Raw genomic sequence first — 26,999 nt, forward strand, 5'->3', positions numbered from 1 at the left:
ATGAAAGCAAAAAGTAATTTAGGTATTTGGATGGACCACTCCATCGCTAATTTGATTGATATCGATGCAAGAAAAGAATGCGGATCTATTGCATCTAATTTTACATCAGACACAAAGGAAGATGCATTGAATAAGAGCGAAAATCTTATGCATAATAAAAGACAGCAAATGAATGAAAAATTCTATGACACAATTGGAGCTCAAATTTTAAAATATAACCACGTGCTGCTATTTGGACCAACAAACGCAAAAGTAGAATTGCACAATTATTTGAATAAAGATTCACATTTTAAGAATATTAAGATTGATGTAGTATCATCAGACAACATTACAGATAATGAACAAGTAGCTTTTGTGAAAAATCATTTTGCTAAAGTTTAGAATTCTATTAGAGCAATAGGTATTAGGTTAATATGATGCCGCTAAGTGCTGTTGTTACTTGGAGTGAATTATATCGAGAACAGCTTTGGTGCACCAAAGCTGTTCTCGATACATTTTCTTTCAGAAAACACTCGAACTGACAGACGTTTATATTAAGCTCGCGTTAGCTTGTTCGTTATATGTACCATTGTCACTTCGAGTGTTTTATAGATGAGCAGAGCGGTTCTAAAAAATGTATCGAGAACTCGCTTGTCACCATCTCCCAACTTGCCAAAACCCAAAATACCCACCCTAGCCCCTCCCAAGAGGGGAACAGACCGTGACTGTCATTTAGCTTTTTAGATACATTAGAAGAAATAGTAGTTGTAGAAACAGAAGCTCTAACAACCAAAAAACCCACAACCAAAAACGAAAATCTCCCCTCTTGGGAGGGGATTAAGGGGTGGGTGCTACAGTGCACTAATTTCAACTACAAACGCAGCTCGTTATATTCTCTTTACACCTCATTTATTTTTCTGACAGTTTTACGGAAACCCGTAAGAAAATATACCGTAAACTTCTTTATATTGCAGTACCAAGCAAAGTATACTCCCCCTACCACTTTAACGGAAATTATATTAATAACTATTACATATATACCTCAATATTTAGGAGTGGATGTAATTATACATATACCGTAATGTTAGCTGGAGTGCCAAAAAACCTTGAACTAAAAATTAAAATATGAGAATTACAAAATTTGAAGCAGAAGGCGTAAACGGATACTTGCGCTTCAATATCGACTTCAACGAATCATTAACTTTTCTGATAGGAATAAATGGTTCGGGTAAAACAACTGCTATAAAATTGATATTAGGTTTGCTTAGTCCAAGCTGGATAAATCTAACTCAGATAAAATATGAATATGCTCAGGTCGAATGTGAAATCAATGATGAATTAATAAGGATTAAATCTGACTTTAATGATAAAGAAAAAATAAAGCTCAGTATTTCTTATCCTAATACAAAGAAAAAAACCATTACAAGTACAGTAAGAGTACAAGAATTGCCTAATATTCAAATGAGTGATTATGGCAGGATGGAGTATCGTCAAATTATGAGTCGATTTTCTCGATACGAATCTCACTTTATTGAATTAGATGCAGTAAAAAAGATAAAAGAAATTAGTACACCTGTATTTTTAGGGTTGGATAGACGTATTTATGAAGGTGGTGAAATTGACCTATTAAGTATTGACTCTTTTATGCAAAAAAGAGACTTTACAACTGACATTAAAGGTAATTTGTATGAGAGCTTATTAGAAATAGAATCTTTAATAAAAACGAATTTTATTGAATATTCTCAAAAACAAGCATCCATCAGTGCTTCCTTAAAGAATAAAATCATTTATTCTTCATTTGATATAATACAAGGAAATGAAAATTTTGGTTTTAACACTAAAACAGATGTTGATATAGAATCAAGGAAAAAACGAATTATTGAAGCATCAAAAAACTTTGAAATTCCTGATTTAGAGTCAAAAATTATTGATTATTTCAATGAATTGAGTAAAATTCAAAAATCACTTCAAAAAGAGCAAGATAAAAAAGGGAAAGACAAGGAAACAAGTCAACAATTTTTAAAAGTTTTAGGACAATGGTTTATTAATAATCCTCAACTTGAGAGAATTGATAATATTATTTCACTTTACGAAAATGCTCAAACAGAGATTGAATTAAGCTATAAGGAGTTTATAAAATTTGAGTCTTTGGCCAATCTATACTTTGAGGAAAACAATAAGAAACTTACTATTAAAAAGAATGGGGAGATTTCAATAAAACTACCCACTGATAATACAACAGGAATTTTTAAACTTTCGTCAGGTGAAAAACAGATAATTGTAATGCTTGCCCAATTAATTTTCGGAAAGAAGAGACAAATATTTATAATCGATGAACCAGAATTAAGTCTTCATCTAGGATGGCAAGAGTTATTCGTTAATTCTCTCTTAGAAGCAAGTCCTAATACTCAATTCATAATGGCGACACATTCACCAACCATTATTGGAAAAATAGAAAACCAACTGTATTGCCAAGATTTGTCGCAATCAATGACAAATCGAGGATAATATGCTGAAATTTAAAGATTTTGTTTTACCAAACGTTGGCTTGTTTTTTAGGTATAAAAATACAGTAGATGTTTTTATAGAAGACTCTTATGATGATGAATTTTATCTAACATTAGTCAATAGAGTTTTCGAAAAAACTGGACATAAAATAAACAAGTTAATTTCTTTAGGTTGCAAGAATAATGTTTTAGCAGCTTGTCAATCCGACCAAGTAAAAAGAGATGTTTTGCGAGTTTATATTGTAGACGGTGACCTTGAATTAATTACAGATACTAATGAAAAAACATTAAAACATTTGTTTGTACTTGAAAAATATTGCATCGAAAATTATTTAATACATAAAGAAAGTATAATCGAGATTATTCACGATTATCTAATTATAGATAGAGATAAAATTGAAAAACAATTAAGTTTTGAAAATTGGCTGAAAGGTTTGTCTAAAGATTTAATAGATTTATTTCTACATTACTCTATTTCAAAAGAAGTATGTCCAACAATTCCAACAATCTCTTTAGGTGTTGGAAATCTTTGTGAACCAATAAAAAGAATACCTGTTTTAAATGAAGATAAGTGCAATAAACGAATTGCAGATATAAAAAAAGAAATTCTCAAATCTATCTCAGCCGAAGAGTACAATGACAAAATATATGAGCTAAGAGAGAAATGGCCGTACAATATGGAAACAATGCTCAAAATTGTTTCTGGGAAAGATTACATTTTACCTTTATTAGAATTTAGATTTCATAAGTTTAAGTCAACGAATTCAATAATTATGAGACGAGAAACCTTAAGATTAAGATTAGCTAAATTATGTGATGTTTCTGAATTAAAGAAAATAGCGGGAAAAATAGCGTAAGCGCAGCAATTAACAATGTATAAAAAATTGGATAAAAAGTGCTTAATCAAAAGACCTGGGTTTATTTGCAAAGTCGCCAAATTTTTAAATTTGGTATAATTAAAGAAAGAGAAGGAAATGAACAAACCGACATTAATTTTACTTCTAATTCTTACAGTGTTTGGTTGTAAAAAAAATGTTGAGCGGAAGAATATTGCAAATGAATTACGAGGGAATACTTTTGATATGTTCTCTATTGAAGAAAAAGATACGCTCACAATAGCATTTAAAGATTCGACATATGCAGTATTTGAATATAACGACAGAGAATTACCATGGAGAATTGCAACTTTTGACAATAACGACATTTTAGTATTTAACAATCGATTAATTGCTATCAAACAAATAGCTGATAATAGCTTCGAAGGGCTTTTCATTTCTGAAAAAGATTATGAAATAAAAATTGAAAAAAGAAAAGTAAAATGGAGTAAAGAACTTCTAAATGGAACATGGATCGAAGAGCAGCATCATGCACTGTTCTTTAATGACAGTACTGAAAAACCGCCTCTTCCACCTGCGCCTCCAGGAGTATCTATAGAGAATTTTCAATATCCCCCATTATATATAATAGACAAAGATTCTATTTCTACAAAGTATTTTTATCAAGAGTCAAAATCAAAAATTGAGATCAATAATACCGCAGAATTTATTAGAATGAACTTACGCGGTGAGTTTAATAAGGTTGAGGAACAGTGGGTAATTAAGAATCTAACTGATAGCATAATGATTATTGACAGAACTCTAGAAAGGGAAAATGAAAAATTTAGTTTCTTGAAAACTAAAGAGAAAAATATAAAACTGATTAAAATCAATAGATAAACATCTTATCATTGAAAAATTAAAATCGCTCAATCCTATTTCAATAGTTCTTTCCACAAAACCTGTTCACCAGAACAGAAACAATTAGCAATTTCACTCCATTTTCTAGCAATATGATAGCAATTATCACTATTTTCAATAGCATCTTATTGAAAATAGCTATTTCTATGCATTTACAGCATTTTTGGTATACACCACAAACATCAAGTTTAAATAAAATTTAATTAGATTGTAGGCCGCATTTTTCATTTCAAACTTGCCATAAAAAATTACATCATGAATACTCTGCTAAAGCAACGGCTCCACTTCCTTTCTCTGTCATTGGTATTGATGCTAAGTACAGCTTTCACTTTCGCCCAAGACATTGAAACTAATACCACACCATCTTTATTACTGGGTCAAGGTGATCAGCTCCCAAGAATAAAAAAAGAACTTGCGGCAGGCAAAACTGATTTGGTGGCAGCTTTGAAAAATATCGTTGCAGAAGCCGATGCCGCGCTTGAGCAACCCATTGTAAATGTAGTAGCAGAAGGTGCCTTGCCACCGAGCGGCGACCCGCACGATTACTTTAGCTATAGCCCTTATTGGTGGCCAGATGCTGAAAACCCTGATGGTCCTTACATTTGGCGTGACGGAGTTACAAACCCTGATCGCCGCACTTCTGATGTCTCTAGGCTAGAAGCCATGAGCAAGGCGGTAACTTCTCTTGTTCCTGCTTGGTATTTCACGGGCGAAGAAAAATATGCCGAACGTGCCGTGCAGCAAATTCGTGCTTGGTATCTAGATCCTGAAACCAAGATGAACCCTAATTTTCGCTATGGTCAAAAGCGCCGTGGTCACGATTACAACAGTAGTGGTGGCATACTAGAATCTAATCGTATGGATTGGGTTGTGGATTGTGCTATCCTGCTAGAAGACTTTTCTGGCTGGACAGCTAAAGACAAAACCGACCTACGTAACTGGTTTGGTGAATTAGCTACCTGGATGGTGGAAAGTCCGGAAGGTATTGAAGAAGCTATGCAGCCCAACAACCATGGAGCTTGGTATAATCAGCATCTTATTCTCTTTTCGCTCTATGGTGAAAAACCCGAGATTGCACGCACTTATCTTGAGCTCATGCCCGCACGTATTTTTGGACAGGTCTTTATAGATGGTCGCCAACCGCAGGAACTTATTCGTACAAATGCATTAAGCTATAGTATTTACGGTGCACGTGCACTAGTAGGTGTTGCCCGACTTGGTCTTCATCTTGATGTTGATTTATTTACCTATCGTAGCACTGAAGGAAGAAGTATACGGCTTGCCATAGATTACATTACGCCCTTTATTCTCGGTAAAGAAGAATGGCCAGGCAATCAAATTAGACCGCTGCGTACTGGAAGAGCCAACGAGTTATATTGGAATGCGGCACTTGGATTTCAGGAGCGTGAATTTGCCACTATTCTACAAAAGCTTCCGGGAGATTCCATGCCATCGCCTATTGTGCAGTTATTAGATCCTCTACCAGAAGGCTGGTAAAACTTGCTTGTTCTAAAAAAATAGGCGGCCTCCATTTTCTGGATATTATAAATTACAGAGCGTATACAGTGAATTGGCTTAACGAGTAGTCGCATTCCAATAATAGAGTACATTAATGGAGCATCTCAATCAAAAATTGTTATGAAAAGTAACCTTATCCTCTTAGTATCTACCCTATTCTTTTTAGGCGCTTATGCCCAAGACAGTTTCAAAAAACTCCCTCTAGCAGCAAAAATTAACTGCCCAATGCTATTGATTGACGAGCATATCATCGCCAATAGAAATATCATCACTTCAAAGGAAGATATTGAAGAAATAGCAGTGATAAAAGATAAACCTAACCGCGAAACCCATGACTTTTACAATCTGAGTGAAAACGGTATTGCTTCAGTGACTTTAAAGAAAAAAATAGCCTCTAAAACTCAAGCTGAGCTAAACACCTTTTTTGGTTTAAATGCGAACAATAGTATTTATGTAAATGGGTATTTAATAGAATCCGCTAAATACAAATTCTCAACCGAAAGTATTGTTGAAGTGGAATTGGTGACACCTACTGCCGAAAATAAACTAAAGCAAAAAGTCATCAATATTTGGACATTAACACAAGATGAAAGAGTTAATGGGTGTAAACAGTAATAAAAGAATTAAATTTAATTGCTAATCATCTCATCATCAATCATCATGAATAAAACAATCACACTTATTACCTTCCTCCTATTTACAACAACTTGTCTTTTCGCCCAACAAGATAAATTTATTGAAGACTCCATAGAGCGATTAGAAAACTCCCGTAAGTACTTGTTACTGGTAGCCGATATGATGCCTGAAGAAAAGTATGGGTATAAAGCAACAGATGAGTCTTTGAGTTTTTCAGAGAACCTAATGCATATTGGGTATGCGCTAGATTGGCACAGCCAGTCGCTCATAGGAGACCGAGAAGCACGCGTGTACCAAACGGACACCATTTTTAAACCTGCCAACAAAACAAAAGCAGAAATGATGGCACGTATAGACCAAACGTTTACCGAAGCCATTGCGCTTTTACAAGATGTTAAACCTGCAGAATTAGATATTGAACTAGACTATTTTGGATCTACCAGAAGTAAGCGCCAAATTTATATGCTATTGGCAGACCATATTACCCACCACAGAGCACAAATGCTGGTATCTATGCGATTAAATGGGCTAGTGCCGCCTAGATATGTGTTGTATCAATAAAAACCTTACTCTTGCTTTTTCTTATCGTTCTTCATTAAATTTAGAACAACAAGTACTAGCCCTAAACATACTACTGCAAAACTGGCAATAAGAATTACGCCATAGCTCCAATTAACAAGGGGTATCATCTGTGAAATCATAGGTCGGTCATTTTAGAGCAACAAAAATAGATTGAAGTTGCAAGGCATCATATGACAATTGTCAGTAAATCAAAATACTAGCGCATTTATATATTTTCATTTCATAAGAGTGCGATCAAATATTGTAGGCTTGGTAAGGGTTCTGTATTTTTATAGTTGAATTTGGTATGTTATAAATGATGGTAGATAAAATTAAGTGTCCCAATTGTGCGCATGAGTTTGATGTTGAAGAGGCGTTGTCCGGTAAAATGCAAGCACATTTTAAGGCTGAGTACGAGCGTAAGGTAGCAGAACAGGCAGAAATCTTTAATAAGGAGCGTAATAAACTTGCGCTAGAAGTTGAAGAATTCGAGAAGAAAAAAGAGAAAGAAAACGAGCTTTTTAAAGAAAAGCTAGCACAACGCCTTGCCAAAGAATCTGAAAAAATACAACAGCAGACCAACGAATCTTTTGAGCAAAAGTTAAAAGCGCTACAAGAAGAGAACGAGAAAAAGAAAGAGGAAAACAGGGCATTACGTTCGCAAGAAATAGATTTACTGAAACGGGAGAACGAGCTTAAAGAAAAAGCGGAGGATCTAAAGCTGAACGTGCAAAAAGAATTGCTGGAAAAGCAGACCGAAATTGAAGAAAAAGCCAAGGCCAAAGAACGCGAATCTATGGCGCTTAAGGAGAAGGAATACCAAAAGCAACTAGACGACCAAAAGAAGCTTATTGATGAAATGAAGCGCAAGGCAGAGCAAGGTTCTATGCAAATGCAGGGCGAGGTGCAAGAATTGGCTTTAGAAGAGCTGTTACGTGCTACCTACCCTTTTGATGATATAGATGAGGTAGGCAAAGGTGTACGTGGTGCAGATTGCGTACAAACGGTTATTAACTCGCTACAGCAAACCTGTGGTTCTATTGTTTATGAGAGTAAGCGTACCAAGAACTTTAGTAACGACTGGATCAATAAATTAAAGCAAGATCAAATTAACTGTAAGGCAGATATTGCCGTGATCGTAACCGAAACTTTTCCGCCAGATATGGATCGCTTTGGAGAGAAAAACGGTGTGTGGATCTGCGGATTTAACGAGGTTAAAAGTGTATCGCTGGTATTACGTGAGTTGCTGCTTAAAACCCAATCTATTAAATCTTCGGATGAAAATAAAGGTGATAAGATGGAGCTGCTATATTCTTACCTTACCAGTAACGAGTTTGTACAGAACATTAATAGAATTATAGAGAACTACGATTCTATGATTAAGCAACTGAACTACGAGAAGAAAGCGGCATTCAAGAATTTTGCGGTTCGTGAGAAACAAATTTGGGGCGTTCAAGAAAACATCAACGTGCTATTCGGTTCTATTAAAGGCATTGCAGGTAATGCGTTATCTACAAGTACCATTTTAGAATTACCGGATGCGGAGATAGACGAGTAATTAGTGAGATAGTGGGTTAGTGAAATAGTTTGTTAGTGAGCTAGTTTGCTATTGAATTAATGGTTTTGCGCTGCGCGCTTTTTATTTTGCGTGATGCGTTTGGCGCATTGCGAAATACACGTTACCCTATGTGCTCCTTGTTTTTGAATTTAGCTGAGCAATCATTTTTTCGACTTTGAATGATATCCAAATTAGGTAAATACATCCTGCGGCACTGTAAATATTACTACTTGAAGCATCTTTAAAATAAAAAACATTTAAAATAGTAGCAACCAAGCCTAAAACGCCAATAGTAAGTAAAAAATATTTTAAGAATTTCATAGTAGATGATTTAATGTGTTTTTGCTAATGCCGTTCCAAATGTCTCGCCCAACTCAAAAAAATACCCGAACGCTAATAAGTTCATAATCAAAAATATAACCATGTGCCAATAATATGAAGTCTTTAATTTTTTCATCATAATGGGAGTTATATATAGCAACTACTAATTGGTAGCTTATTGAACATATTTGTTACAGCATACGTTGAAATAAATTTTCAATCCCTCTAAAAACCTATATTAGCAAATTACACAAACAAAACTTAGGTTCACTTACGCATACAATATGGATATTTTAGATTGGATACAAGATTGGTTTAAGGATAATTGTGATGGCGATTGGGAAAGTAGTGATGCTATTCAAATAAACACATTAGATAGACCGGGGTGGGAAGTGGAAATTGATATATCGAACACTTCTATAGCTAGTATGGAGCTAGATTGGATCCTTAATGAAACCAGTAAACAAGATTGGTACGGGGTTAAAATTGCGGACCAAAAATTTACCGCCGCAGGTGACCCCGATAAACTCAAATTTTTATTGAACCTTTTTAAAGAGATGATCGATAAAATTGAAAATCAGTAGCGCAGGTTTCTTTTCTGGTAACGGTTGATTAAGAGCCTACCCAATTTTTAAATTCCGACGCTTTTGCCTTGCTTACCACAATTCGTTCACTACACACAGGGTGAACATCTACCAACAACTTACTATTAAAATGGAATTTAATGGCGGTAATAGCTTCTCGCCTAACAATAAACTGTCTGTTTGCCCTATAGAACACTTCAGGATCCAAAGCCTCTTCTATATCTTCTAATTTAATATCGAGCACATATGACCGATCTTGTACCGTTACCGCTTTTACAAGACCGGTATCTATAAAGAAATAAGCAATATCCTCAGTTTTAATCGGTAATAATTGGTCGCCCAATCCTACTAAAAATGTCTGCTTAAAATGTGTAGGTTTATGCTGGATTAGTTGCATTAAACTTTGCATTTGTTGCTCATCAATACCCTTTTGTTGGTTTAGGGCATTAAACCGATCTAGCGCATCAGACAATTCTTCTTTATCTATTGGTTTCAATAAATAATCGATGCTATTTACCTTAAATGCCTTTAACGCATATTGATCATAAGCGGTGGTGAATATGATCGGAATAGTAATATCTACTTGATCAAAAATCTCAAAGGAGATACCGTCTGCCAAATGAATGTCCATAAACACCAAAACCCCATCATGCGGCTTGGAAAAATAATCAACGGTTGCTTTTACCGTATCTAGAATTTGAATTACCTCTATATCTGGATCTATTTTAGTTAATAGATACGACAGGTTATCACTAGCAGCAAGTTCATCTTCTACAATAATTACTTTCATGCCGGTTGGTTTAAAGGGAGTTCTACTTTAAATATTTCATTATCGTTACTTACGATCAGTTCTTTTTTCAACAAAAGAGAATACCGCTTTTTAAGATTATAGAGTCCGGTTCCCATACCTTCTGCCAATGTGCTACGGCTACGAATAGGGTTTTCTACAAATAACGACTCTCCGTTAGAATATACTTTTACCGTTAACGGGTTGGTAGAGGAAATCTCATTATGCTTTACCGAATTTTCTACCAGTGATTGCAATGCCAATGGCGGAACCATACGATCCAAAAAATCATCTGCAACATCCACTTCTATTTGTATGCGGTCTCTATAACGGGTCTCCATTAAAAATATATAGCTACGCAAAAATTTTAACTCGTCTTTTACCGGTACCAAATTAGTCTCTCCGCTTTGTAAAATATAACGGTACATGTACGAGAGTTTATTTACAAATTGAGTTGCCTTTTCATTTTCACGAATTAACGATGATAAGGAATTTAAGGAATTGAATAAAAAGTGTGGATCGATCTGATTTTTTAAAGCTGCCAATTCATTCTCCAAATTTTGCTGCTTTAATTGCTCGTTCTCTATTCTACTTTCTTGCTTATCTGTACTTACACGAAGTAACCGGGCAATAAAAAATAGTACAATAGATAGGTTGATAAACGTAAAATTGATCCAGCCCTCTTCATTCGGTTTTAGATCCCTACCGTTTATTAGTGGATAAAATGCTTTAATCACTTTTATAACAGCAAAAAGCAACACCACATTAATGATTAATATTACAATCCATTTAAGAATTGGAGACCATTTAAATCCGTCATAATCAATGTTGGCATTTAGTTGAATGACCAACCAGGAAAAACAATAAAAGAATAGATAACGGTATAGAAAATCTGTTACCCAAGACATGGAGAAATCTAAGTTTCCCTCCATAATACCATTGTATAAATAAATGGTTTTTGGCAATGATACCAGAATACCTAATAAAAGGGCGGTTTTAACTACCTCTCCTTGTTTAACTTTTGTTAATGCCATGTAACTTCTTTTCTAATCGGTATTTCTCAAATATACCCTAATAAACCTTTTCAACCGTAATGCATGAAAAGTTGGTCTTTACCTAAGCAAAGACCAACTTAATTTAAACTACACTAACCTTTTAAAGTGAATAAGCATTGAACTCTGTTGGCAAATATGCCGCTGTGTCAAAACCTAAATCTACTATTTCTTCTTTTTCAAATATTTCAAAATCTTGCTCCGTTAAATTATTACCTGCGTATGCATTAAAATCTAGTGGCAAATATTCAAAGGCATCAAAACCTAAATCTATTTCTTCATTAATCTCTACAACTTGAATTTCACTGGCACCCAATTGATCCATCTTTAAAGATGCTTCTAGTTGTGCTTCTAAATCAATGATGCAATCATCGAAAATCGCAGTGATTTCTGCCTTCTCTGTTTCTTTATGTTTATGCACTCCTTTAAAGGAGATAAAGGTGACGGCAAGTATGATTACTGCAGATACTATTTTAATATGTTTCATTATATAAGTTTTTAGAATTGTTTTCTATACCCCAAAGGTATTGCGGATTACTGCTGTAAAATGGGATAAGTACCCCAACCGTCTATTTTACCATCTAAAGCGGCCTTAGACTATTCTGAATTTTTAATAGATTGACAATGAAGCGGATGTACCCATAAAAATGTTTAATTTTAATAGTAATAAATGGAATCTTAAATCAATATCATCATGTGGAAAAAAGCAGGAATTGCCATCGTCATTATTCTAATTGTCATTCAATTTATACGACCGGATAAAAATGTTTCTGGTGATGAAACATTTGCTATAGAAACCAAATACAGTATACCAAATGATGTAGAGAATATTTTGCAGGTATCTTGCTATGATTGCCATAGTAACACTACTGAATATCCTTGGTATTCAAATGTACAGCCAATTGCATGGTTTCTGGACGAACACGTAACCGATGGAAAGAAGCATTTGAATTTTTCTGAATTTACGAACAAACCACTTTTTGTACAAAACCATAAGTTAGAGGAAACTATAGAGATGGTAGAAGAAAAAGAAATGCCATTACCATCCTATACTTATTTTGGTCTTCACCAAGAAGCTGACCTGACAGATGCACAACGCCAGAAAATTATAGATTGGGCAAACTCGCAAATGAGCTACTTAAAAGAAACGTACCCAGCAGATAGTTTGGCGTTCCCAAAAAGAGACTAGTATAACTTTTAAGCCATGGTTATCCCATAAAGGTTTTATTTACTTTGTAAACCAATCGCGCACCGTTTCTTCTGCCAATTTATTGTTGGGTGTAAAAGCGCTGTTTTGCTCGCCACGGTATTCGATGAAGCTAGGGAATTTCCACCACAATATACCTTGGCACCAAGGTTCATCTTGTATGCCTTCAAAGATGATTTCGTAAGATCTACGCTGTGCTTCTTCGTTAATGGTATCGTCTGCCTCTGCATGCGGATTCTTCCACGGGGTGTCAACACTTCTAAAGCCTATTTCTGTAAATACGATGGGTTTTTTAAAGCGATCATAGACCTTTTTAATCTTTGTCTTTACCGTATCGAACTGCAGTCTTAATTCTTCATTAGTAGGATTGTCTTTTTTACTCAATGGATAATAAGAGTTTAAACCTATGAAGTCTAAATCGTCCCAAAACTCAATTTTTTCAAATTCAGCTCCCCAATTGGCGGCATAGGTCAGTTGCCCAGAATATAATGCCCGCGTTTTTTTGATCATCTCACGCCAAGCATCGGGTTGTGACAATGTCGCTTTGGTAAACTCCACACCTATGCATAAGGCATCCATCTCATGAATTTCTGCTAAAAAGGCATAGTGACGAATCCACCGGTAATAGTAATCATGAAACTTATCCCAATGTGCATCGGTAGGCATATCTATGCCACCTGGCCAGCTACCGCCCACATATATTTGAGGTTTCAACAAGGTATACATGCCCATATCACTCGCCATCGCCACCGCGTGTACTACGGCGTCATCATTTTCACTACCCGCATTATTACTAAAATGAAGTGGCGTTGGTGTATTTATATCATTAATCCCCGTATATGGTACAATCGCCATAGCATTACTGCCCATGTTCTTTTGCTTCAATAGAGATTCCGTGGCTTTTTGAGAACCATAGCCGTTGTAAATACTATAGCCCTCATGTGCAAAATTGAAACCTTTTAAGTAGGGTAATTTTTTCTTTTCCGTTTTTTTCTTCGGATGTTGTTTTGGTAATCCCCTTAAATAATTCTGCCACTTTACCTCTAGACTTTTTATTTCTCGTTCAGAGAGTGATGCATTTTTGTAACGTTTTAGGTACGTATCTTTCCCCCAAGTGCTAATTAGAAAATTGGTAAATGCCCCTGCCATACAATCTCTAATAAGTGATGATTCCATCTCCATAAAAGAATTGTCTAACAGCTCAGTCACCGTAAACGTATTCTCAGATTCTACTAACCTTGCCGACCAATATTGGTAGCCTTTCATTTGCCAGGTTTCTGTAAAATAAATGGGTAGACCTAATGTGATTATATCCTTATCGCTCTTACCAATAAGGTTATGCAATAACAAGGCATTATCTCTACCAATGTTATTATTGGCATAGATTTTATTGACAATAGTATGTACAGAATTTGTAACCGTATCAAAAGTAGAGTGGTCAGTATTGCCCGTCATCAAGCCTTTTTCTTCTGTACAGGTATAAAAATTATAGGTGATTTTTGGTGTATTATTACCACCTACAAAATCTACAATGGTTGCTTTTGATGCCTTAACCTTTGCTTGCCAACTAGCAACATCTACTAATTCAATAGCTTTTTGGTGGTCTATAAATTTAAACTCATCTGTATCCAATAGAACTCTGGTACCCGTGGCAAAATTGAAAAATGTAGAACCTTCAATACCCCAATTGGTATTAAAATCTCCCATGACCAATCGCTCTTTATTCTCATATACCTCATATTCTAAATTCTGACGGTAGAACGATTGACCTCGTTCAGCTACTTTTTCTGCAAATAATGAAAATACTTCTTCTGCATCTGTTCCAGTTAAAAAACTAAAAGGAATTTTAGGATCCGTAGGATTCGGATAAAAACAGACTCCCAATATAGAATTGTTATTGGGTACTTCTTTTGACCCTATTTTAATTTCTGAGTGTGAAACCTGAAAAGGCGTATCACCCATATATTTTTTTATCAGCGGATTCTCATCTATGGCACCTACCAAAAAAACAATATTATTGCTCAATGATTGTTCGCTTACCTCAGCAACATTTTGGTAACTGACCTTTACACTGCGCCAAGATTTGGAAACCTCCTTTATAGAAAGCTCATGAAGCATATTTTTATACTGCTGTTGCAATGCTGAATCTTTTGCACCATAGACCACTAAAATCTCTCTTTTATCAAAGAAGCTTCTACGAAGATCTCTACGTGTAGCCACAGAATCTATGGTCTTGGGTATTCTCTCATTTTCAGCTGTAGGGAAGTATTCTGTACCGGCAAAGCCAACAATACCGACAACAACAAATAACACAACAAAGAGATATTTCTTTTTCATAAATGCAACAATGAGCAAACTATTGTTTAAGATAGCAAAACTGCAAAACCTAAATCTACAAATGGCGTTATTTAACTTTTAAAAAGGGGTTTGTGTGGTAGCGTGTTCCAAACCTGTTCTCGATATATTTTTAAAATTCGCTACGCTCCTTTCAAAAACACTCGAACTGACATTTTAAGCAAAAAAGGTTTTGAAACAATAGCCGTTGTGAAACGAACCCATTTGTATCTTAACTTTGTACTACCAAATAGGCAACACTACATGAAATCAATTCTACTTTTTGCTTGTATCTTCTTTTCAACTTTAAACGCTGTTGCTCAAGGCATCGCAACTGTTCCTCTAGAGAAATATACAGAGCTACGTGTGTATGATAGAATTAGTGTTACACTTGTAAAGGGCGAAGAGAATAAAATTGAAATATCTGCCGAGAATAAAAAAGATTTGAGCATAACCGAAAATGACGGTCGTTTACGATTGAAAATGTGCTCTGGAGAATCTGTACTGAACTCCATCTTAAACATTAAACTTTTCTATACCGATGCACTTTCTGTTATTGATGCAAATAAGAACTCTCGTATTATTTCTACAGGATTAGTCATTGGTAACGACCTGGCTATTGAAGCGCAAGATGCCAGTACCATCACCTTAAATATTGCTTACAATAATGTTTCTGCAAAAAGCATAAGTGGTAGTGAAATAAAATTATCTGGTACTAGTCGTAATCAAGAAGTGATGATCAATACCGGAGGTAGACTTTTTAATAAAGGTCTAAAGACCAAAAGGAGTACTGTAATTGTGCTGTCTGGTGGTAGCGCCGAAGTTTATGCTAGTGAAGCTGTTATTGCAAAAGTAAAAGCGGGTGGGTCAATTACCGTGTACGGTAATCCAAAATCTGTGGATAAAGATGATACTTTCGGTGGCAAAATCGCCATACCCGAATAGCTATTGTTCTATACTCTGAACATCAAAACCTACAAGCTCGTTTTCTTGAAACTGCGGAGTAACCTCTATCGGGTTACAACATACCTCGCAATCTTCTACATATGTCTGTTGTGAAATAGATGGGTCTAGAAGCATAGAAACTTCTTCCCAACAATACGGACATTGAAAATAATGCTCGAACATAATTATAATTTATGCTTTCAATTCTTTTGCCAGCTCTTTTAAAGTAAGGCTCTGTATTAAATTACCACCATTAGAAGTAAATATAGTATCGTGACCCAATTTTAACGAAAGTAAATCATGATCGCTATCTAAATGAATGTCTGAAGGATTTACATTGATTTCCTCTAACTTCACATCAAAACGCTTTTTTAACGTTACCAATCCGTTAAGCTTACGTAATTCAAATCCGTAGAAATCAAACAAGCGTTGTAATCCGCTGAAAAAGCTAATTCCAATAAAAATTAGACCTGCCATGGCAAATTTATAAGCCAGGGTAAAAACATCTAATTCATCACCATTTATAAAAGTATACACCAAATTAATACAGCCATAAATACCTAACAAGAATACTAGTAGACCAACGATAACAGCAAGCACATCATTAAGCAATGCTTTGGTAGTTCTGGTCACCGTTAAGCCATCTGCTGTTTTGTTAGCCTGAAATCCGAAATCTTTTAGATACTCTAGATTATTTATTTGAGCTAGTTTATTGGCAATGGTAGTTTCTAAACCACTAATATCTACAACAATAGCGCGTTTCTGCAACTCATCTTGTAAATTTAACTGCGCTTCAAAAGTGAGTAATGAATGTTGATCCAGAATCTCTATAAGCTCGCTATTTGTTCTATCGCTATACATGTTATTCCCTAATTAATTTACTCGACAATCGAGATTAAAAACTTCAAGACCTACTTCTTACAATTCTATATTCAATAACTGCCCCGTAAGTTGCAATAATTGAAGCTCTGCCAACTTTGCATCGTACTTCGCCAAATTCTTATTGGTCTGTGCATTCAACAAATTGATCTGTGCCTGTCTAAACTCGATCGATGTAATACTCCCCAATTGAAATTGCTCTTTTGAACGTTCAAAATTGTTTTGGTTTGTAAATACGTTTTGCTCTTGAATTTGATATATTTTCAAAAGATTCTCATACAATGCCAAAGCATTCTGCATATCTCTATTCACCTCTAGTTCTACCTGCTTGCGCAACAATTCTTGATTAGCATATGTAATCTTTGCATTCTTAACACTTACCGTTGTGCTACCACCATCAAAAAGATTCCAAGTAAGACTTGCACCTAAAGATACACTACCCGCAATAGAATTTGTACCTGGAAAAACAGCCCCTGTTAAGAAAGCAGATGGTGCATTCTGGTTTCTGTTCCAACCATAAGAACCTGTTAGATTTAGAGTTGGCAAATACCCAGATTTGCTCACCTTAATATCATAATCGTTAATAGTTAAATTAGATTCGGTCTGTAGCATAGCAACGTTATTTGTCACCGCCTGATCCATAAACTCTATAATCTGAAACTTAGGTAAAAACACAATGGTCGTATCTACTGCATATTGCGAACCTAAATTTTGGTTCAATACCACATTTAAATCTCGCTTTGCATTCGCCAACTGCTGTTCCGTATTCAACAGATTAATACTATCATTGGTCATATCTACCTGAGCATTCAATATATCTAACTTGGTATTTTGACCGTACTCAAAAGAATATTCTGAACGTTGAATTCTATCTGTTGAAATTTCTAATGCCTGTTTCTGTACATTTTTATTTTCGGTTAATCTGGCGATTTCAAAATATACCGTAAACATTTGAATAATCGTATTCTCTATAGTCTCACGCGCTTGTAACGTACTTAAATTGTACTGCTCCTTTAACCTTTTGTAATTATAAAACCTACCTAAACCATCGAACAATGTATAATTAAGATTTAGCGCGGCATTATAGCGTTGACTTTCAGCATCATTAACCTCTATATTGTCACGAGCACTACCATCATCATTCAATTGACCTGGAAATTCAGTAGTAGTGTCATTGGTATTATACGTGGCACCAGCAGTACCTGTTAACGTTGGTAAATATCCTGAATTAAGAATACTGGCGTTATTCTCCGCAATATCAACTTGGCTTTTCGCAATCTCAATTCCGAAATTATTTTCCAAAGCTTTTACAACCGCCTCTTCTTTTGAAAGTGTTTTCTCTTGTGCAAAAACTACACAAACTGGGAGAAACACTAATAATATGATGAATTTTAATCTCATTATAACTTATCTATATTCTTATATGGGTGTGAACCACCTTCTATTTGCTCTTGATGCTCATTGCCTTCAATTGCTTCTTGTGAATGACCTTCTAAATGAACAGCTTCTTTTCGTTCTTTAATCGCTCTTTCTACTTCTTCTTTCGTAATCTTATGACCCGAAGCAAAAGAAAGATTCTGTGCTTTTAAGTTGTTACTAAACGATAAGAACAATGGCAACATCAATAAGGTAAGTACCGTAGCGATACCAATACCATAGGCGATAGAAATAGCCATTGGCTTCAAAAACTGTGCTTGTCTACTCGTCTCTAACATTAAAGGAGCTAAACCTGCTATAGTCGTTATCGATGTTAAGAAAATTGCTCTAAATCTAGATTTACCTGCTTCAAATATTGCATTATCAAAGGACATACCTTCTCGTAAATTTGAATTGAACTTACCTATAAGCACCAAACCATCATTCACCATAATACCTATTAATGCGATAATTCCTAATATAGAAAGTACGTTTATTGGGAAATCATGAATCCAGTGACCCCATGCCACTGCAGTAAAGCTAAATGGTACTAATAACAATAACATTAATGGCTGACTGAAACTTCTAAATGTAAATGCGATGGTAATGTAGATTAATAATATTACCGTAAAACCAACCAACTTTAAAGAGCCTGTTAATTTCTCTAACTCTCTATTCTGACCTTCATATGATGCGCTTACCGTTGGATATTTAGATTGTATCTCTGGCATGTGCACATTCTGAATTTCGGTCATGATTTCCGTAGGACTATCCTTTACATCTTTCATATCGGCAGAAATCTGAATTTCTCGTCTACCTTCTAAACGATTGATAGCAACATCGCCACGTTCAATAGTATAATCTGCAATCTCACTCAATGGCACACGATCACCTGAAGGAGTTACAATTCGCATATCATCTAAATTGGAGATTGACGATCTCTCATCCCTATCGTAACGAACCCAAACCCTAATCTCATCTTGAGAACGCTGAAAACGTTGCGCCTGTACACCAAAGAAACCAGCACGAACTTGAGTCATTAACGTTTGAAGATCTAACCCTAATAAATAGGCATTCTCCTTTAAGGTTAATCGAATCTCTTTAATACCCGCCGGATCATTATCTGAAATATCCTTTAACCTTGGGTTTTTTGTCAAAATTCCTTTTAACTCTGCTTTAGCCGCTTTTAGTTGTTCTATATTATTACCCAATAAAGATACTGAAACCGGTGAGCCACCAAAGTTTCCACCAGAACCATAAATAAGACTTTCTACTCCCACAACCGGACCAACAAGTTCTTCTAATCTACTGGTGACCAAATCTGCAGAAATTTCATTTGGTCTTTCTTCACCTGGCAATAAGTTAATAGTCAATACCGCTGATGATGATCCCGGACCTAATCTTTTGATTACATTCTCAAAAACATCTTTATCAGAATTAACCATATACTCCTCTGTCAATTCTTTATTGACAATCAAAGCCTTCTCTTCTATCAATGAGATAATAGAGTCTGTAATTTTCTCATTGGTACCGTTTGGCATCTCTAATTCTATGCCTACCCTATCACTAGCAATTCTTGGAAAGAAAGCCGTTCTAATAATACCTCCACCAACTGAACCTAATGTTAAAATGAAGGCTGATGCAAATACGGCGAACATGAATATTTTATGATTCATTGAAAAACGCAGAACTGGTGTATACAATGTATCACGCATCCATACCATTAACTTATCACCAAACTCATTAATCACCCTAAGTTTAGCAAATGCATTTGCCAAACCGCTTTTTGGTTTATTATCTATTGGTTGCAATGCTTTAGAATGAGCCAAGTGAGCAGGTAAAATAACCAATGCCTCAACTAACGACACAACTAATGTCAAAATAACAATAACCGATACTTCACTAAAAAACTCACCAATTCTACTATCTAAAAACAAGAAAATTGAAAAGGCTAAAATTGTTGTAATAATTGCAGAAATAATAGGAGGCAAAACTTCCATTGTACCATCTACAGCTGCTTGCACAGGAGATTTCCCTTTTTCATAATGCTGATAGATGTTTTCAGCAATAACAATACCATCATCTACCAGAATACCAATAACGATAATCATACCAAACAATGAAAGTACATTGATGGTCACATCAAAGAAACCCGCAAAAACAAACATTCCCAAGAATGCAACCGGTAGACCAAAGGCAACCCAGAACGCTAATCTTGTATTTAAGAAAAGAGATAAAAATATTAATACCAAGACCATACCCATGATGGCATTCTCAGTTAATAACTGTGTTCTTTGATTTAGCGTTACTGATTGATCGGAAACAACATCTAACTTAATGTTGTTATATTTTTGATTGAACTCAACAACATATTCATTTACCTGATCTGCAGCTGCTATTAAATCTTCATTATTAGTACTTGTAATAGTTGTACTTACCGATAAGTTACCATTGAAAAATGTTGCATTAGGACTTTCTGCAAAACGATCTCTTACTACAGCTACATCTTTTAAACGAATAACATTACCAGATTGATCTGCACGAACTACAAGATTACCTAGCTCACTACCATAGTAAGAACGGTTATTGGCACGTATTAAATATTCCTCTGCATCAGTTTTAATATTACCACCCGTTACTAGAATATTCGCATTTGCTACTGAACTTGCTACTTCAGAAAACGATAAACCATAGGCCAAAAGATCATTTTCATTTACGGCAATTTCAATTTCTTCATCAGGGAAACCAGATATTGCTATTTGCGAAATTCCCTCCATTGCCCTAAGGTCATTTTCAATATCTCTACCTACACTTTTAAGGGTTGCTAATGGAATATCTTCGCCACTAATAGCAAATGAAATGGTTTGACGAACAGTCTCTAGAATAGAAACAATTAAAGGCTCCATACCTGTTGGAAAAGTAGGTACTCTATCTACTGCATTCTTCACCTCTAAAAGCATGAAATCGATATTCTCTCCTTTTTCGATTTCTACATTTATAGTACCACTGTTCTCCCTAGAAGTAGAAGTTACACGATCAACACCTTCAAGTCCTTTTAAGTTATCTTCGATTTTTAGAACAATACCTTCTTCTACCTCTTGTGGCGATGCACCAGGGTATGTAATGGTGATTGCAATATTCTTAGAATCCGTCAACGGAAAGTAAGAAGACTTCAATGCTTTTGCTCCTACAATACCAAATAAAGCAAAAGAGATAACTACAACATTAACGGCAACATGATACCGAATAAAATATTCTATCAGTTTACGCATTATTCTTTTATATTTTCTGGTTGTTCTGAGTAAATTTTTACAGCCATACCTGTAAAGGCTCCACTAATAGGCTTAGACACTATTGTAATGCCATCAGGTACGTCTTTAAGCACCACACTCTTATCTGAAAAATAAACAGGGTTAACATCTATCTTATCAAGTACCGAGTCGCGTACAATAAATATCTTGTTACCTTCCAACAACAACCCTCTATCTACCTGAATAGCATTTTCTTCTTTCTTAGCATCTAAATCTGCCTCTAGATACATACCTTCTCTTAAATTCTTATCGTCAACTTCTATATATGCATTTACCGTTTGGGTAAGCTGATCAATACTACCACTAATTCTAGTCACCTTGCCTTTATATGTACTATTATCATCTAAGTTGGTAAGTTCAACAGACTCCCCTACTTTTAATAGATCGGTATAGCGCTTGCTAATAGCAACTTCAAGTTCGTAAACTTCAGTGTTAATGAATTCTCCTAATTTCTGACCTGATCTAACTAAAGTACCCTCTGTTACCAAAGTCTCTGTAAGAATCCCTGAGAACGGAGCCACTATACGGTATTTAGATAACCGTTGCTCTAAATTTTTAACATTATAAAAGCTGGTTAAAATACCTCTACCTGATATGAAAAACTTTTCTTTCTCCGTAGCCAATTCTGGAAGCGGTGGAGTGGTTTTAGACATATCGAAATTTGAAAGGTAATCTTGCCACTTAGAATATATATCTGGATAGTCTAATCGTAAATCGGGCATTACTGCCGTTAATTGATTGAAAAGATTACTCTTTGCAGACTGTACACTTGCTGCATATTCATTTGCATCGATACTTATGATGGTCTCACCTTTACGAAAAGCTTGCCCTTCTTTAAATAGCTTACTACCTTTTTTAAATACACCCTGCACCTCAGCATATAACTCTACACGTTGCTTAGCCGTCAGATTACCATTTGCAGATACTACAATTGGTACCGTGCCATTTTTTACTACCTCTGTAAAAACAGTTTTCACTACTTTCTCAGATTTCGGCTTGAAAGTTTTCTTACTATCAATAATAGCTCCTGCTAGAAAAAAGGATACTACAACTAGTAAAATACCTAGAACGGTAAAAATAATTTTTCGCATTTTATTATAATTTATAAGCGTATTTTAAAAAACACAGAGTCAAAAATACTTTTTAATATCGGTTAGATTTTTGCTAATGAAATGAAACGACCAAATTTCGAAGTGAAACGACTTTGACACTATTTCAGCTCAATTCTCAATTACTCTTCCTGAACTTTATTTCCATAAAATATCAATACTAACGTCTTAAATTTTGCTCTTCATGTCTTTAAACAATCAAAGTATTGTTAAAATTGAACCGCAATTTTAAATAGACTTTAACCAGAAACTTTTGGAAATCAATTAATCATCGGCGAAACTACGAAAAAACACTTCTGGCAATGAAAGCCTTAATGGTTAAAGTAATCATAAAACTGTAGCTATCTAAGATTATTAGAAACAAAAAAAGGGATGCTTTTGCATCCCTTTTAATTTATATTTCAACTTCTTTAGTTTCGCTTTACATCTTCGTATTTTGTGTCTACAATACGGGTTCTACTAGCTTCTGTTGTTCCAAATTTCATATTTAAAAATTCATCGTCACTATCAAAAACTGCGAGTTTAGAACTTTGCATTCTTAACAGTGAATTTAAAGATCTAAAATCGTTACCCTGTAATTGTACAAACTCTAAATTACTTAAGGTTGCCATACCCGTTGGCAAATCACCTTCAAACTGGTTATATGAAAGAATCAATTCTTTTAAATTTACCAAACGCCCTAGATCTACTTCTATAGCACCTGCAAGTTTATTACCGAAAAGCTCTAACCTTTCTAACTTACTTAATTTTTCAATTGACTTAGGTAGGCTTCCCTCTAAATAGTTACTTGAGAGGTTTAAAGATTTTAAACTTGATAGCTCTCCAATACCATTAGGAATTGCACCTTGTAATAAATTATTGAACATTGACAGCTCTTCTAACTGCGTCATTTTTGAATAATCTTGAGGTAAACTACCTGTTAGTTTATTCATCTCTAAACGCATAGATGTCAACTTTTCTAATTTAAATATATCTTCTGGCAAACTACCTTCGATTACATTAAATGCAAGATTTAATGTCTGTAAATGAGATAGGGCCGAAATTCCTTCAGGAATAGTTCCTGTAAGATTATTACGATATAGCTTTAATGCTGTTACGTGACCATCATTGATCTCTATACCGTACCAGGTTGACGGGTCTGCTTTCACATCCCATTTATTTTGCCATTGATTACCAATGGTACTTTTATTAAGATCTAAGAGGTATTGTTTTTCGCTTTTAGGTATTTGTGCGTTGACCACAAAGCTGCAGGTCAGCAAAAGAATTAAGCAGGTATTGGTTAGAACATTTTTCATACTGAAAAAATTATATTGTTTGGGGAAACTTTACACATACCATTTACACAACTATACTGATATTAATTGAGTTAGTGTAAAAAGTACTTTTATTATAACGTGCAAAAAATACATTTATGATACATAGCTGGTAATAATGCATAAAAACAAGAAAGAGATGCTGTTCAACATCTCTTTCTTTCACCAAACTAACTAAAAGTGTAAACTACTCTTACTCTTCTATATCTTCAAACTTCGTATCTGCCATTCTGGTTTTACTGAAGTTGATATCTTTAAACTCTAATTTTCTATCATCTTTATCATAATCAAAAACCAAATACTCTTTCGTTTCTAAAAACTCTAAAGCTTTAAAAGAACTGAAATTATTATTCTGAATTTGAAATACTTCTAAACTTGCCAAATCAGCAAACTCACTAGGTATATCACCTATAAATCTATTATTTGCCAAAACCAATTCTTTCAACTTGCTTAACTTACCCATATCTCTTGGTATAGCACCTTCTAATCTATTTTCAAATAGCCCTAAAGTTTCTAATTGAGATAGTGCACCTAACGAATTAGGTATGTCACCATAAAACTCATTACTTGAAAGGTTCAGTACTTTTAAAGCCGTAAGGTTACCTAACGTAGCTGGAATTTCACCTGTGAAAAAATTATTGAAAGCTGAAAGCTCTTCTAATTGTATTAAACTACCAATACCTTCTGGCAATTCACCATTAAGCCTATTCATCTCTAATTTTAAAACTTTTAAATTAGATAGGTTTGCTATTTCTGCAGGTAAAGAACCTGTTAATGAATTGAATGCAAGATTTAATACTTTAAGGTTTTCTAAATTTCCTATTTGCGAAGAAATTGCGCCCATAAGATTATTATGGAATAAATTAATTTCTACTACTTTATCATTTTCTACCGTAATACCGTGCCACTGAGAAACAGGAGTCTTTAAATCCCATTTTTTTACCCAATGAGTACCATTGGCGGTTTCATAAATATCAATTAACGCTTTCTTCTCCTTTTGAGAGACTTCCGCAAAACAAACAGTTGTCAGAAATAATAGACTGAAACTTAAATAGTATAATTTTTTCATAAGATGGTGGTTTGATAAATTCTGTATACTAAGAATTATCCTACAAATTTGAACTAATAACGTCGAAAACTGAAATTTTATCGTTCATTGACCCCTCTTTGTTGTGAAAGTAGAAGAATATGTTGTGAAACCCCAAAAACTGTATGTCAGTATATGTAGGACTAAATTAACTCATCAATATCAATTGTAAGAGTTTCCCAGTTCTGCATTAGTGTTTCCAATTTTTTCTTTTTCGCTTGGTAACCTTCGAAAAAGTCAGGCTTGGCAATAGTGGTATCGTAGTCTACCAACAGCTTATGGTCGATATCTTTAATCTCTTTTTCAAGCGAACCAATCTTACTCTCTACTGAGCTTAACTGATTTTTTAAACTTTTTAGTTTCTTCTGATCTTGAAATGAATTTGATGGTTTAGATTTTGTCTTTTCTACAACAACTGCCGACTTCTTCTCAATAGCTCTAAAGTTTTCTACTTTACGTTGTTCTAGGTAAAAATCTACATCACCTAAATATTCCCTAATTTTTTGATCTTTAAATTCATATACCTTATTGGTAAGACCTTGTAGAAAATCTCTATCGTGAGAAACCAATATCAAAGTACCTTCAAAGTTCATACATGCTTGCTTAAGTACATTCTTTGATTTAATATCTAAGTGGTTGGTAGGCTCATCCATCACCAATACATTAAAAGGCTGCAATAACATTTTTGCTAAAGCTAAACGGTTACGCTCACCACCCGATAGTACTTTTACATACTTATCTACTTCATCACCTCTAAACAAAAATGAACCTAAAATATCTCTTACCTTACTTCTATTCTTTTCGTTCGCTGCATCGATCATCGTATCTAAAATGGTCTTATTACCATCAAGATACTCCGCCTGGTTTTGAGCAAAATACCCTATCTGTACATTATGCCCCAGTTTTAGGTGACCGTCATGTTCAAGCTCACCTACAATGATTTTTGCCAGAGTAGATTTTCCTTGTCCGTTCTGCCCAACAAAGGCAGTTTTACTATCGCGCTCAATAAGCAGGTTGATATCGTTCAATACTAAATTATCACCATAAGCTTTTGATAGGTTTTCTATCTCTACAACCACTTTACCAGGAGTAACAGAAATTGGAAAACGAAGACTCATTACACTATTATCATCTTCATCGACCTCTATACGCTCTATTTTGTCTAATTTCTTAATTAAAGATTGCGCCATTGAAGCTTTGGTCGATTTCGCCCTAAACTTTTCAATTAATCTTTCTGCTTGTTGAATTTCTTTTTCTTGGTTCTTTTGAGCGTTTACCTGCTGCTGCTTTATCTCATTTCTCAATACCAGGTATTCGGTATACGGTTTATTATAATCATAAATACGACCTAACGAAATTTCAATAGTTCTGTTGGTAACATTATCCAAGAACATTTTATCGTGAGATACAATAACCACCGCACCGGTATAACTGTTCAAAAATTGCTCAAACCATATAATAGATTCAATATCCAAGTGGTTGGTAGGCTCATCTAATAACAAGACATCATTAGTTTGCAATAATAATTTTGCAAGCTCTATACGCATACGCCAACCACCAGAAAAGGTTTCGGTCTTCTTATCAAAATCTTCTCTTCTAAAACCTAAACCTTGTAGTATTTTTTCTGTCTCGCCTTGGTAATTATAACCCCCTAAAATTTCATAGTGGTGGGTAATATCACTTAGATCTACAATTAACTGACTGTATATATCAGATTCATAATCGGTTCGTTCTGCTAATTGATGATTAATCTCATCTAACTTCAGCTCTAAAGCTTTTATCTCTTCAAAAGCCTGGTATGCCTCTTCTAAAACTGATCGACCTTCTACAAAATCTATATCTTGTCTAAGAAAACCAATTTTAATATCTTTTTCTATTGCAATAACACCGGTATCTAAAGCCATATCCTTGTTAAGCAATTTCAACAAGGTTGACTTACCTGCGCCGTTTTTACCTACTAGCCCTGCTCTATTTCCTCCATTTAAGCGAAATGATATTTCTTCAAATAAATATTCTCCTCCAAAAGAGACTGATAGGTTGTGAACGTTTAACATAAATTCTAATTATTCTAGTTTTTTCTTAAAAGCAAAATCTATTTTACCATAGAAACTTTTAAGTTAAATTTTTCTTTTCAATGATATATATCAGGCATTAAAAAT

The 26,999-nt window shown here is 34.7% G+C and carries 25 protein-coding genes; 11 read left to right on the plus strand and 14 right to left on the minus strand.

Annotation, left to right across the window (positions count from 1 at the left end; genetic code table 11):
* The 7 genes from BUC31_RS00945 (at position 1) to BUC31_RS00975 (ending at position 6,937) form a co-directional block, all read left to right on the plus strand.
* On the plus strand, positions 1 to 381 hold the full coding sequence (locus BUC31_RS00945) for a hypothetical protein (protein ID WP_073240500.1): 381 nt from the start codon (positions 1 to 3) through the stop codon (positions 379 to 381).
* A gap of 723 nt (positions 382 to 1,104) precedes the next feature.
* Complete coding sequence (locus BUC31_RS00950; RefSeq protein WP_073240501.1) at positions 1,105 to 2,487, plus strand: AAA family ATPase; 1,383 nt, start codon at positions 1,105 to 1,107, stop codon at positions 2,485 to 2,487.
* A 1-nt stretch (position 2,488) separates the two neighbouring features.
* Positions 2,489 to 3,343 carry a DUF4435 domain-containing protein gene (locus BUC31_RS00955; RefSeq protein ID WP_073240502.1) on the plus strand — a complete coding sequence of 285 codons (855 nt, stop codon included), beginning with the start codon at positions 2,489 to 2,491 and terminating at the stop codon, positions 3,341 to 3,343.
* Positions 3,344 to 3,460: 117 nt separating this feature from the next.
* Positions 3,461 to 4,201: a hypothetical protein gene (locus tag BUC31_RS00960; RefSeq protein ID WP_073240503.1), complete on the plus strand. Its 741-nt coding sequence runs from the start codon at positions 3,461 to 3,463 to the stop codon at positions 4,199 to 4,201.
* 276 nt (positions 4,202 to 4,477) lie between these two features.
* Positions 4,478 to 5,719, plus strand: a complete 1,242-nt coding sequence (locus BUC31_RS00965) for an alginate lyase family protein (RefSeq protein WP_084134920.1) — start codon at positions 4,478 to 4,480, stop codon at positions 5,717 to 5,719.
* Between the two features lie 141 nt (positions 5,720 to 5,860).
* A complete protein-coding gene (locus BUC31_RS00970) occupies positions 5,861 to 6,355 on the plus strand; it encodes a hypothetical protein (protein ID WP_073240505.1) in 495 nt (164 codons plus the stop codon).
* A gap of 45 nt (positions 6,356 to 6,400) precedes the next feature.
* Positions 6,401 to 6,937, plus strand: a complete 537-nt coding sequence (locus BUC31_RS00975) for a DinB family protein (protein WP_073240506.1) — start codon at positions 6,401 to 6,403, stop codon at positions 6,935 to 6,937.
* Between the two features lie 5 nt (positions 6,938 to 6,942).
* On the opposite strand, the gene BUC31_RS20590 is transcribed toward BUC31_RS00975, so the two are convergent.
* Positions 6,943 to 7,077 carry a hypothetical protein gene (locus BUC31_RS20590; RefSeq protein ID WP_262987443.1) on the minus strand — a complete coding sequence of 45 codons (135 nt, stop codon included), beginning with the start codon at positions 7,075 to 7,077 and terminating at the stop codon, positions 6,943 to 6,945.
* Positions 7,078 to 7,253: 176 nt separating this feature from the next.
* Between BUC31_RS20590 and BUC31_RS00980 the strand changes: the two genes are divergently transcribed.
* Positions 7,254 to 8,495, plus strand: a complete 1,242-nt coding sequence (locus BUC31_RS00980) for a DUF2130 domain-containing protein (protein WP_084134921.1) — start codon at positions 7,254 to 7,256, stop codon at positions 8,493 to 8,495.
* A gap of 126 nt (positions 8,496 to 8,621) precedes the next feature.
* Here the strand turns inward: BUC31_RS00980 and BUC31_RS00985 are convergent, their stop codons facing one another.
* Positions 8,622 to 8,816 (minus strand): hypothetical protein, encoded by a 195-nt coding sequence (locus tag BUC31_RS00985; RefSeq protein ID WP_073240507.1) that lies wholly within the window; start codon positions 8,814 to 8,816, stop codon positions 8,622 to 8,624.
* 284 nt (positions 8,817 to 9,100) lie between these two features.
* Here BUC31_RS00985 and BUC31_RS00990 point away from each other — a divergent pair, with 284 nt between their 5' ends.
* A complete protein-coding gene (locus BUC31_RS00990) occupies positions 9,101 to 9,400 on the plus strand; it encodes an immunity 53 family protein (RefSeq protein WP_073240508.1) in 300 nt (99 codons plus the stop codon).
* Positions 9,401 to 9,428: 28 nt separating this feature from the next.
* On the opposite strand, the gene BUC31_RS00995 is transcribed toward BUC31_RS00990, so the two are convergent.
* From BUC31_RS00995 to BUC31_RS01005, 3 genes are all read right to left on the minus strand, one after another.
* Positions 9,429 to 10,190: a LytR/AlgR family response regulator transcription factor gene (locus BUC31_RS00995; protein ID WP_073240509.1), complete on the minus strand. Its 762-nt coding sequence runs from the start codon at positions 10,188 to 10,190 to the stop codon at positions 9,429 to 9,431.
* Positions 10,187 to 11,221 carry a sensor histidine kinase gene (locus BUC31_RS01000; RefSeq protein ID WP_073240510.1) on the minus strand — a complete coding sequence of 345 codons (1,035 nt, stop codon included), beginning with the start codon at positions 11,219 to 11,221 and terminating at the stop codon, positions 10,187 to 10,189. Before BUC31_RS01000 ends, BUC31_RS00995 begins: the two co-directional genes overlap by 4 nt.
* A 121-nt stretch (positions 11,222 to 11,342) precedes the next feature.
* Positions 11,343 to 11,726 (minus strand): hypothetical protein, encoded by a 384-nt coding sequence (locus BUC31_RS01005; protein ID WP_073240511.1) that lies wholly within the window; start codon positions 11,724 to 11,726, stop codon positions 11,343 to 11,345.
* A 207-nt stretch (positions 11,727 to 11,933) separates the two neighbouring features.
* Between BUC31_RS01005 and BUC31_RS01010 the strand changes: the two genes are divergently transcribed.
* Complete coding sequence (locus BUC31_RS01010) at positions 11,934 to 12,428, plus strand: heme-binding domain-containing protein (protein WP_073240512.1); 495 nt, start codon at positions 11,934 to 11,936, stop codon at positions 12,426 to 12,428.
* Between the two features lie 39 nt (positions 12,429 to 12,467).
* Here BUC31_RS01010 and BUC31_RS01015 read toward each other — a convergent pair whose 3' ends face one another.
* The gene (locus tag BUC31_RS01015; protein WP_073240513.1) at positions 12,468 to 14,783 is read right to left on the minus strand and encodes a glycoside hydrolase family 113; all 2,316 of its coding nucleotides are present in this window, start codon (positions 14,781 to 14,783) and stop codon (positions 12,468 to 12,470) included.
* 261 nt (positions 14,784 to 15,044) lie between these two features.
* On the opposite strand from BUC31_RS01015, the gene BUC31_RS01020 reads away from it, so the two are divergent.
* The gene (locus BUC31_RS01020) at positions 15,045 to 15,725 is read left to right on the plus strand and encodes a head GIN domain-containing protein (protein WP_073240514.1); all 681 of its coding nucleotides are present in this window, start codon (positions 15,045 to 15,047) and stop codon (positions 15,723 to 15,725) included.
* On the opposite strand, the gene BUC31_RS01025 is transcribed toward BUC31_RS01020, so the two are convergent.
* The 8 genes from BUC31_RS01025 to BUC31_RS01060 form a co-directional block, all read right to left on the minus strand.
* Positions 15,726 to 15,908, minus strand: coding sequence for a CPXCG motif-containing cysteine-rich protein (locus BUC31_RS01025; protein ID WP_073240515.1), 183 nt, complete (start codon positions 15,906 to 15,908; stop codon positions 15,726 to 15,728).
* A 9-nt stretch (positions 15,909 to 15,917) separates the two neighbouring features.
* The gene (locus BUC31_RS01030; protein ID WP_073240516.1) at positions 15,918 to 16,586 is read right to left on the minus strand and encodes a hypothetical protein; all 669 of its coding nucleotides are present in this window, start codon (positions 16,584 to 16,586) and stop codon (positions 15,918 to 15,920) included.
* Between the two features lie 57 nt (positions 16,587 to 16,643).
* On the minus strand, positions 16,644 to 18,005 hold the full coding sequence (locus BUC31_RS01035; RefSeq protein WP_073240517.1) for a TolC family protein: 1,362 nt from the start codon (positions 18,003 to 18,005) through the stop codon (positions 16,644 to 16,646).
* Positions 18,005 to 21,292 carry an efflux RND transporter permease subunit gene (locus BUC31_RS01040; RefSeq protein WP_073240518.1) on the minus strand — a complete coding sequence of 1,096 codons (3,288 nt, stop codon included), beginning with the start codon at positions 21,290 to 21,292 and terminating at the stop codon, positions 18,005 to 18,007. The genes BUC31_RS01035 and BUC31_RS01040 overlap by 1 nt, the downstream gene beginning before the upstream one ends.
* On the minus strand, positions 21,292 to 22,422 hold the full coding sequence (locus BUC31_RS01045; RefSeq protein WP_073240519.1) for an efflux RND transporter periplasmic adaptor subunit: 1,131 nt from the start codon (positions 22,420 to 22,422) through the stop codon (positions 21,292 to 21,294). The genes BUC31_RS01040 and BUC31_RS01045 overlap by 1 nt, the downstream gene beginning before the upstream one ends.
* A gap of 428 nt (positions 22,423 to 22,850) precedes the next feature.
* Positions 22,851 to 23,735, minus strand: coding sequence for a leucine-rich repeat domain-containing protein (locus BUC31_RS01050; protein WP_073240520.1), 885 nt, complete (start codon positions 23,733 to 23,735; stop codon positions 22,851 to 22,853).
* A 211-nt stretch (positions 23,736 to 23,946) separates the two neighbouring features.
* A complete protein-coding gene (locus BUC31_RS01055; RefSeq protein WP_073240521.1) occupies positions 23,947 to 24,822 on the minus strand; it encodes a leucine-rich repeat domain-containing protein in 876 nt (291 codons plus the stop codon).
* A 161-nt stretch (positions 24,823 to 24,983) separates the two neighbouring features.
* On the minus strand, positions 24,984 to 26,894 hold the full coding sequence (locus tag BUC31_RS01060; RefSeq protein ID WP_073240522.1) for an ABC-F family ATP-binding cassette domain-containing protein: 1,911 nt from the start codon (positions 26,892 to 26,894) through the stop codon (positions 24,984 to 24,986).
* Positions 26,895 to 26,999 lie beyond the last annotated feature (105 nt).

Origin of the sequence: Maribacter aquivivus (assembly GCF_900142175.1) — a bacterium.
Lineage (GTDB): Bacteria > Bacteroidota > Bacteroidia > Flavobacteriales > Flavobacteriaceae > Maribacter > Maribacter aquivivus.

What these genes read in the sequence shown, in the direction of transcription:
- BUC31_RS00945 (WP_073240500.1), top strand. Translation starts at nt 1, where the DNA reads ATGAAAGCAAAAAGTAATTTAGGTATTTGGATGGACCACTCCATCGCT.
- BUC31_RS00950 (WP_073240501.1), top strand. Translation starts at nt 1,105, where the DNA reads ATGAGAATTACAAAATTTGAAGCAGAAGGCGTAAACGGATACTTGCGC.
- BUC31_RS00955 (WP_073240502.1), top strand. Translation starts at nt 2,489, where the DNA reads ATGCTGAAATTTAAAGATTTTGTTTTACCAAACGTTGGCTTGTTTTTT.
- BUC31_RS00960 (WP_073240503.1), top strand. Translation starts at nt 3,461, where the DNA reads ATGAACAAACCGACATTAATTTTACTTCTAATTCTTACAGTGTTTGGT.
- BUC31_RS00965 (WP_084134920.1), top strand. Translation starts at nt 4,478, where the DNA reads ATGAATACTCTGCTAAAGCAACGGCTCCACTTCCTTTCTCTGTCATTG.
- BUC31_RS00970 (WP_073240505.1), top strand. Translation starts at nt 5,861, where the DNA reads ATGAAAAGTAACCTTATCCTCTTAGTATCTACCCTATTCTTTTTAGGC.
- BUC31_RS00975 (WP_073240506.1), top strand. Translation starts at nt 6,401, where the DNA reads ATGAATAAAACAATCACACTTATTACCTTCCTCCTATTTACAACAACT.
- BUC31_RS20590 (WP_262987443.1), bottom strand. Translation starts at nt 7,077, where the DNA reads ATGATTTCACAGATGATACCCCTTGTTAATTGGAGCTATGGCGTAATT.
- BUC31_RS00980 (WP_084134921.1), top strand. Translation starts at nt 7,254, where the DNA reads ATGATGGTAGATAAAATTAAGTGTCCCAATTGTGCGCATGAGTTTGAT.
- BUC31_RS00985 (WP_073240507.1), bottom strand. Translation starts at nt 8,816, where the DNA reads ATGAAATTCTTAAAATATTTTTTACTTACTATTGGCGTTTTAGGCTTG.
- BUC31_RS00990 (WP_073240508.1), top strand. Translation starts at nt 9,101, where the DNA reads ATGGATATTTTAGATTGGATACAAGATTGGTTTAAGGATAATTGTGAT.
- BUC31_RS00995 (WP_073240509.1), bottom strand. Translation starts at nt 10,190, where the DNA reads ATGAAAGTAATTATTGTAGAAGATGAACTTGCTGCTAGTGATAACCTG.
- BUC31_RS01000 (WP_073240510.1), bottom strand. Translation starts at nt 11,221, where the DNA reads ATGGCATTAACAAAAGTTAAACAAGGAGAGGTAGTTAAAACCGCCCTT.
- BUC31_RS01005 (WP_073240511.1), bottom strand. Translation starts at nt 11,726, where the DNA reads ATGAAACATATTAAAATAGTATCTGCAGTAATCATACTTGCCGTCACC.
- BUC31_RS01010 (WP_073240512.1), top strand. Translation starts at nt 11,934, where the DNA reads ATGTGGAAAAAAGCAGGAATTGCCATCGTCATTATTCTAATTGTCATT.
- BUC31_RS01015 (WP_073240513.1), bottom strand. Translation starts at nt 14,783, where the DNA reads ATGAAAAAGAAATATCTCTTTGTTGTGTTATTTGTTGTTGTCGGTATT.
- BUC31_RS01020 (WP_073240514.1), top strand. Translation starts at nt 15,045, where the DNA reads ATGAAATCAATTCTACTTTTTGCTTGTATCTTCTTTTCAACTTTAAAC.
- BUC31_RS01025 (WP_073240515.1), bottom strand. Translation starts at nt 15,908, where the DNA reads ATGTTCGAGCATTATTTTCAATGTCCGTATTGTTGGGAAGAAGTTTCT.
- BUC31_RS01030 (WP_073240516.1), bottom strand. Translation starts at nt 16,586, where the DNA reads ATGTATAGCGATAGAACAAATAGCGAGCTTATAGAGATTCTGGATCAA.
- BUC31_RS01035 (WP_073240517.1), bottom strand. Translation starts at nt 18,005, where the DNA reads ATGAGATTAAAATTCATCATATTATTAGTGTTTCTCCCAGTTTGTGTA.
- BUC31_RS01040 (WP_073240518.1), bottom strand. Translation starts at nt 21,292, where the DNA reads ATGCGTAAACTGATAGAATATTTTATTCGGTATCATGTTGCCGTTAAT.
- BUC31_RS01045 (WP_073240519.1), bottom strand. Translation starts at nt 22,422, where the DNA reads ATGCGAAAAATTATTTTTACCGTTCTAGGTATTTTACTAGTTGTAGTA.
- BUC31_RS01050 (WP_073240520.1), bottom strand. Translation starts at nt 23,735, where the DNA reads ATGAAAAATGTTCTAACCAATACCTGCTTAATTCTTTTGCTGACCTGC.
- BUC31_RS01055 (WP_073240521.1), bottom strand. Translation starts at nt 24,822, where the DNA reads ATGAAAAAATTATACTATTTAAGTTTCAGTCTATTATTTCTGACAACT.
- BUC31_RS01060 (WP_073240522.1), bottom strand. Translation starts at nt 26,894, where the DNA reads ATGTTAAACGTTCACAACCTATCAGTCTCTTTTGGAGGAGAATATTTA.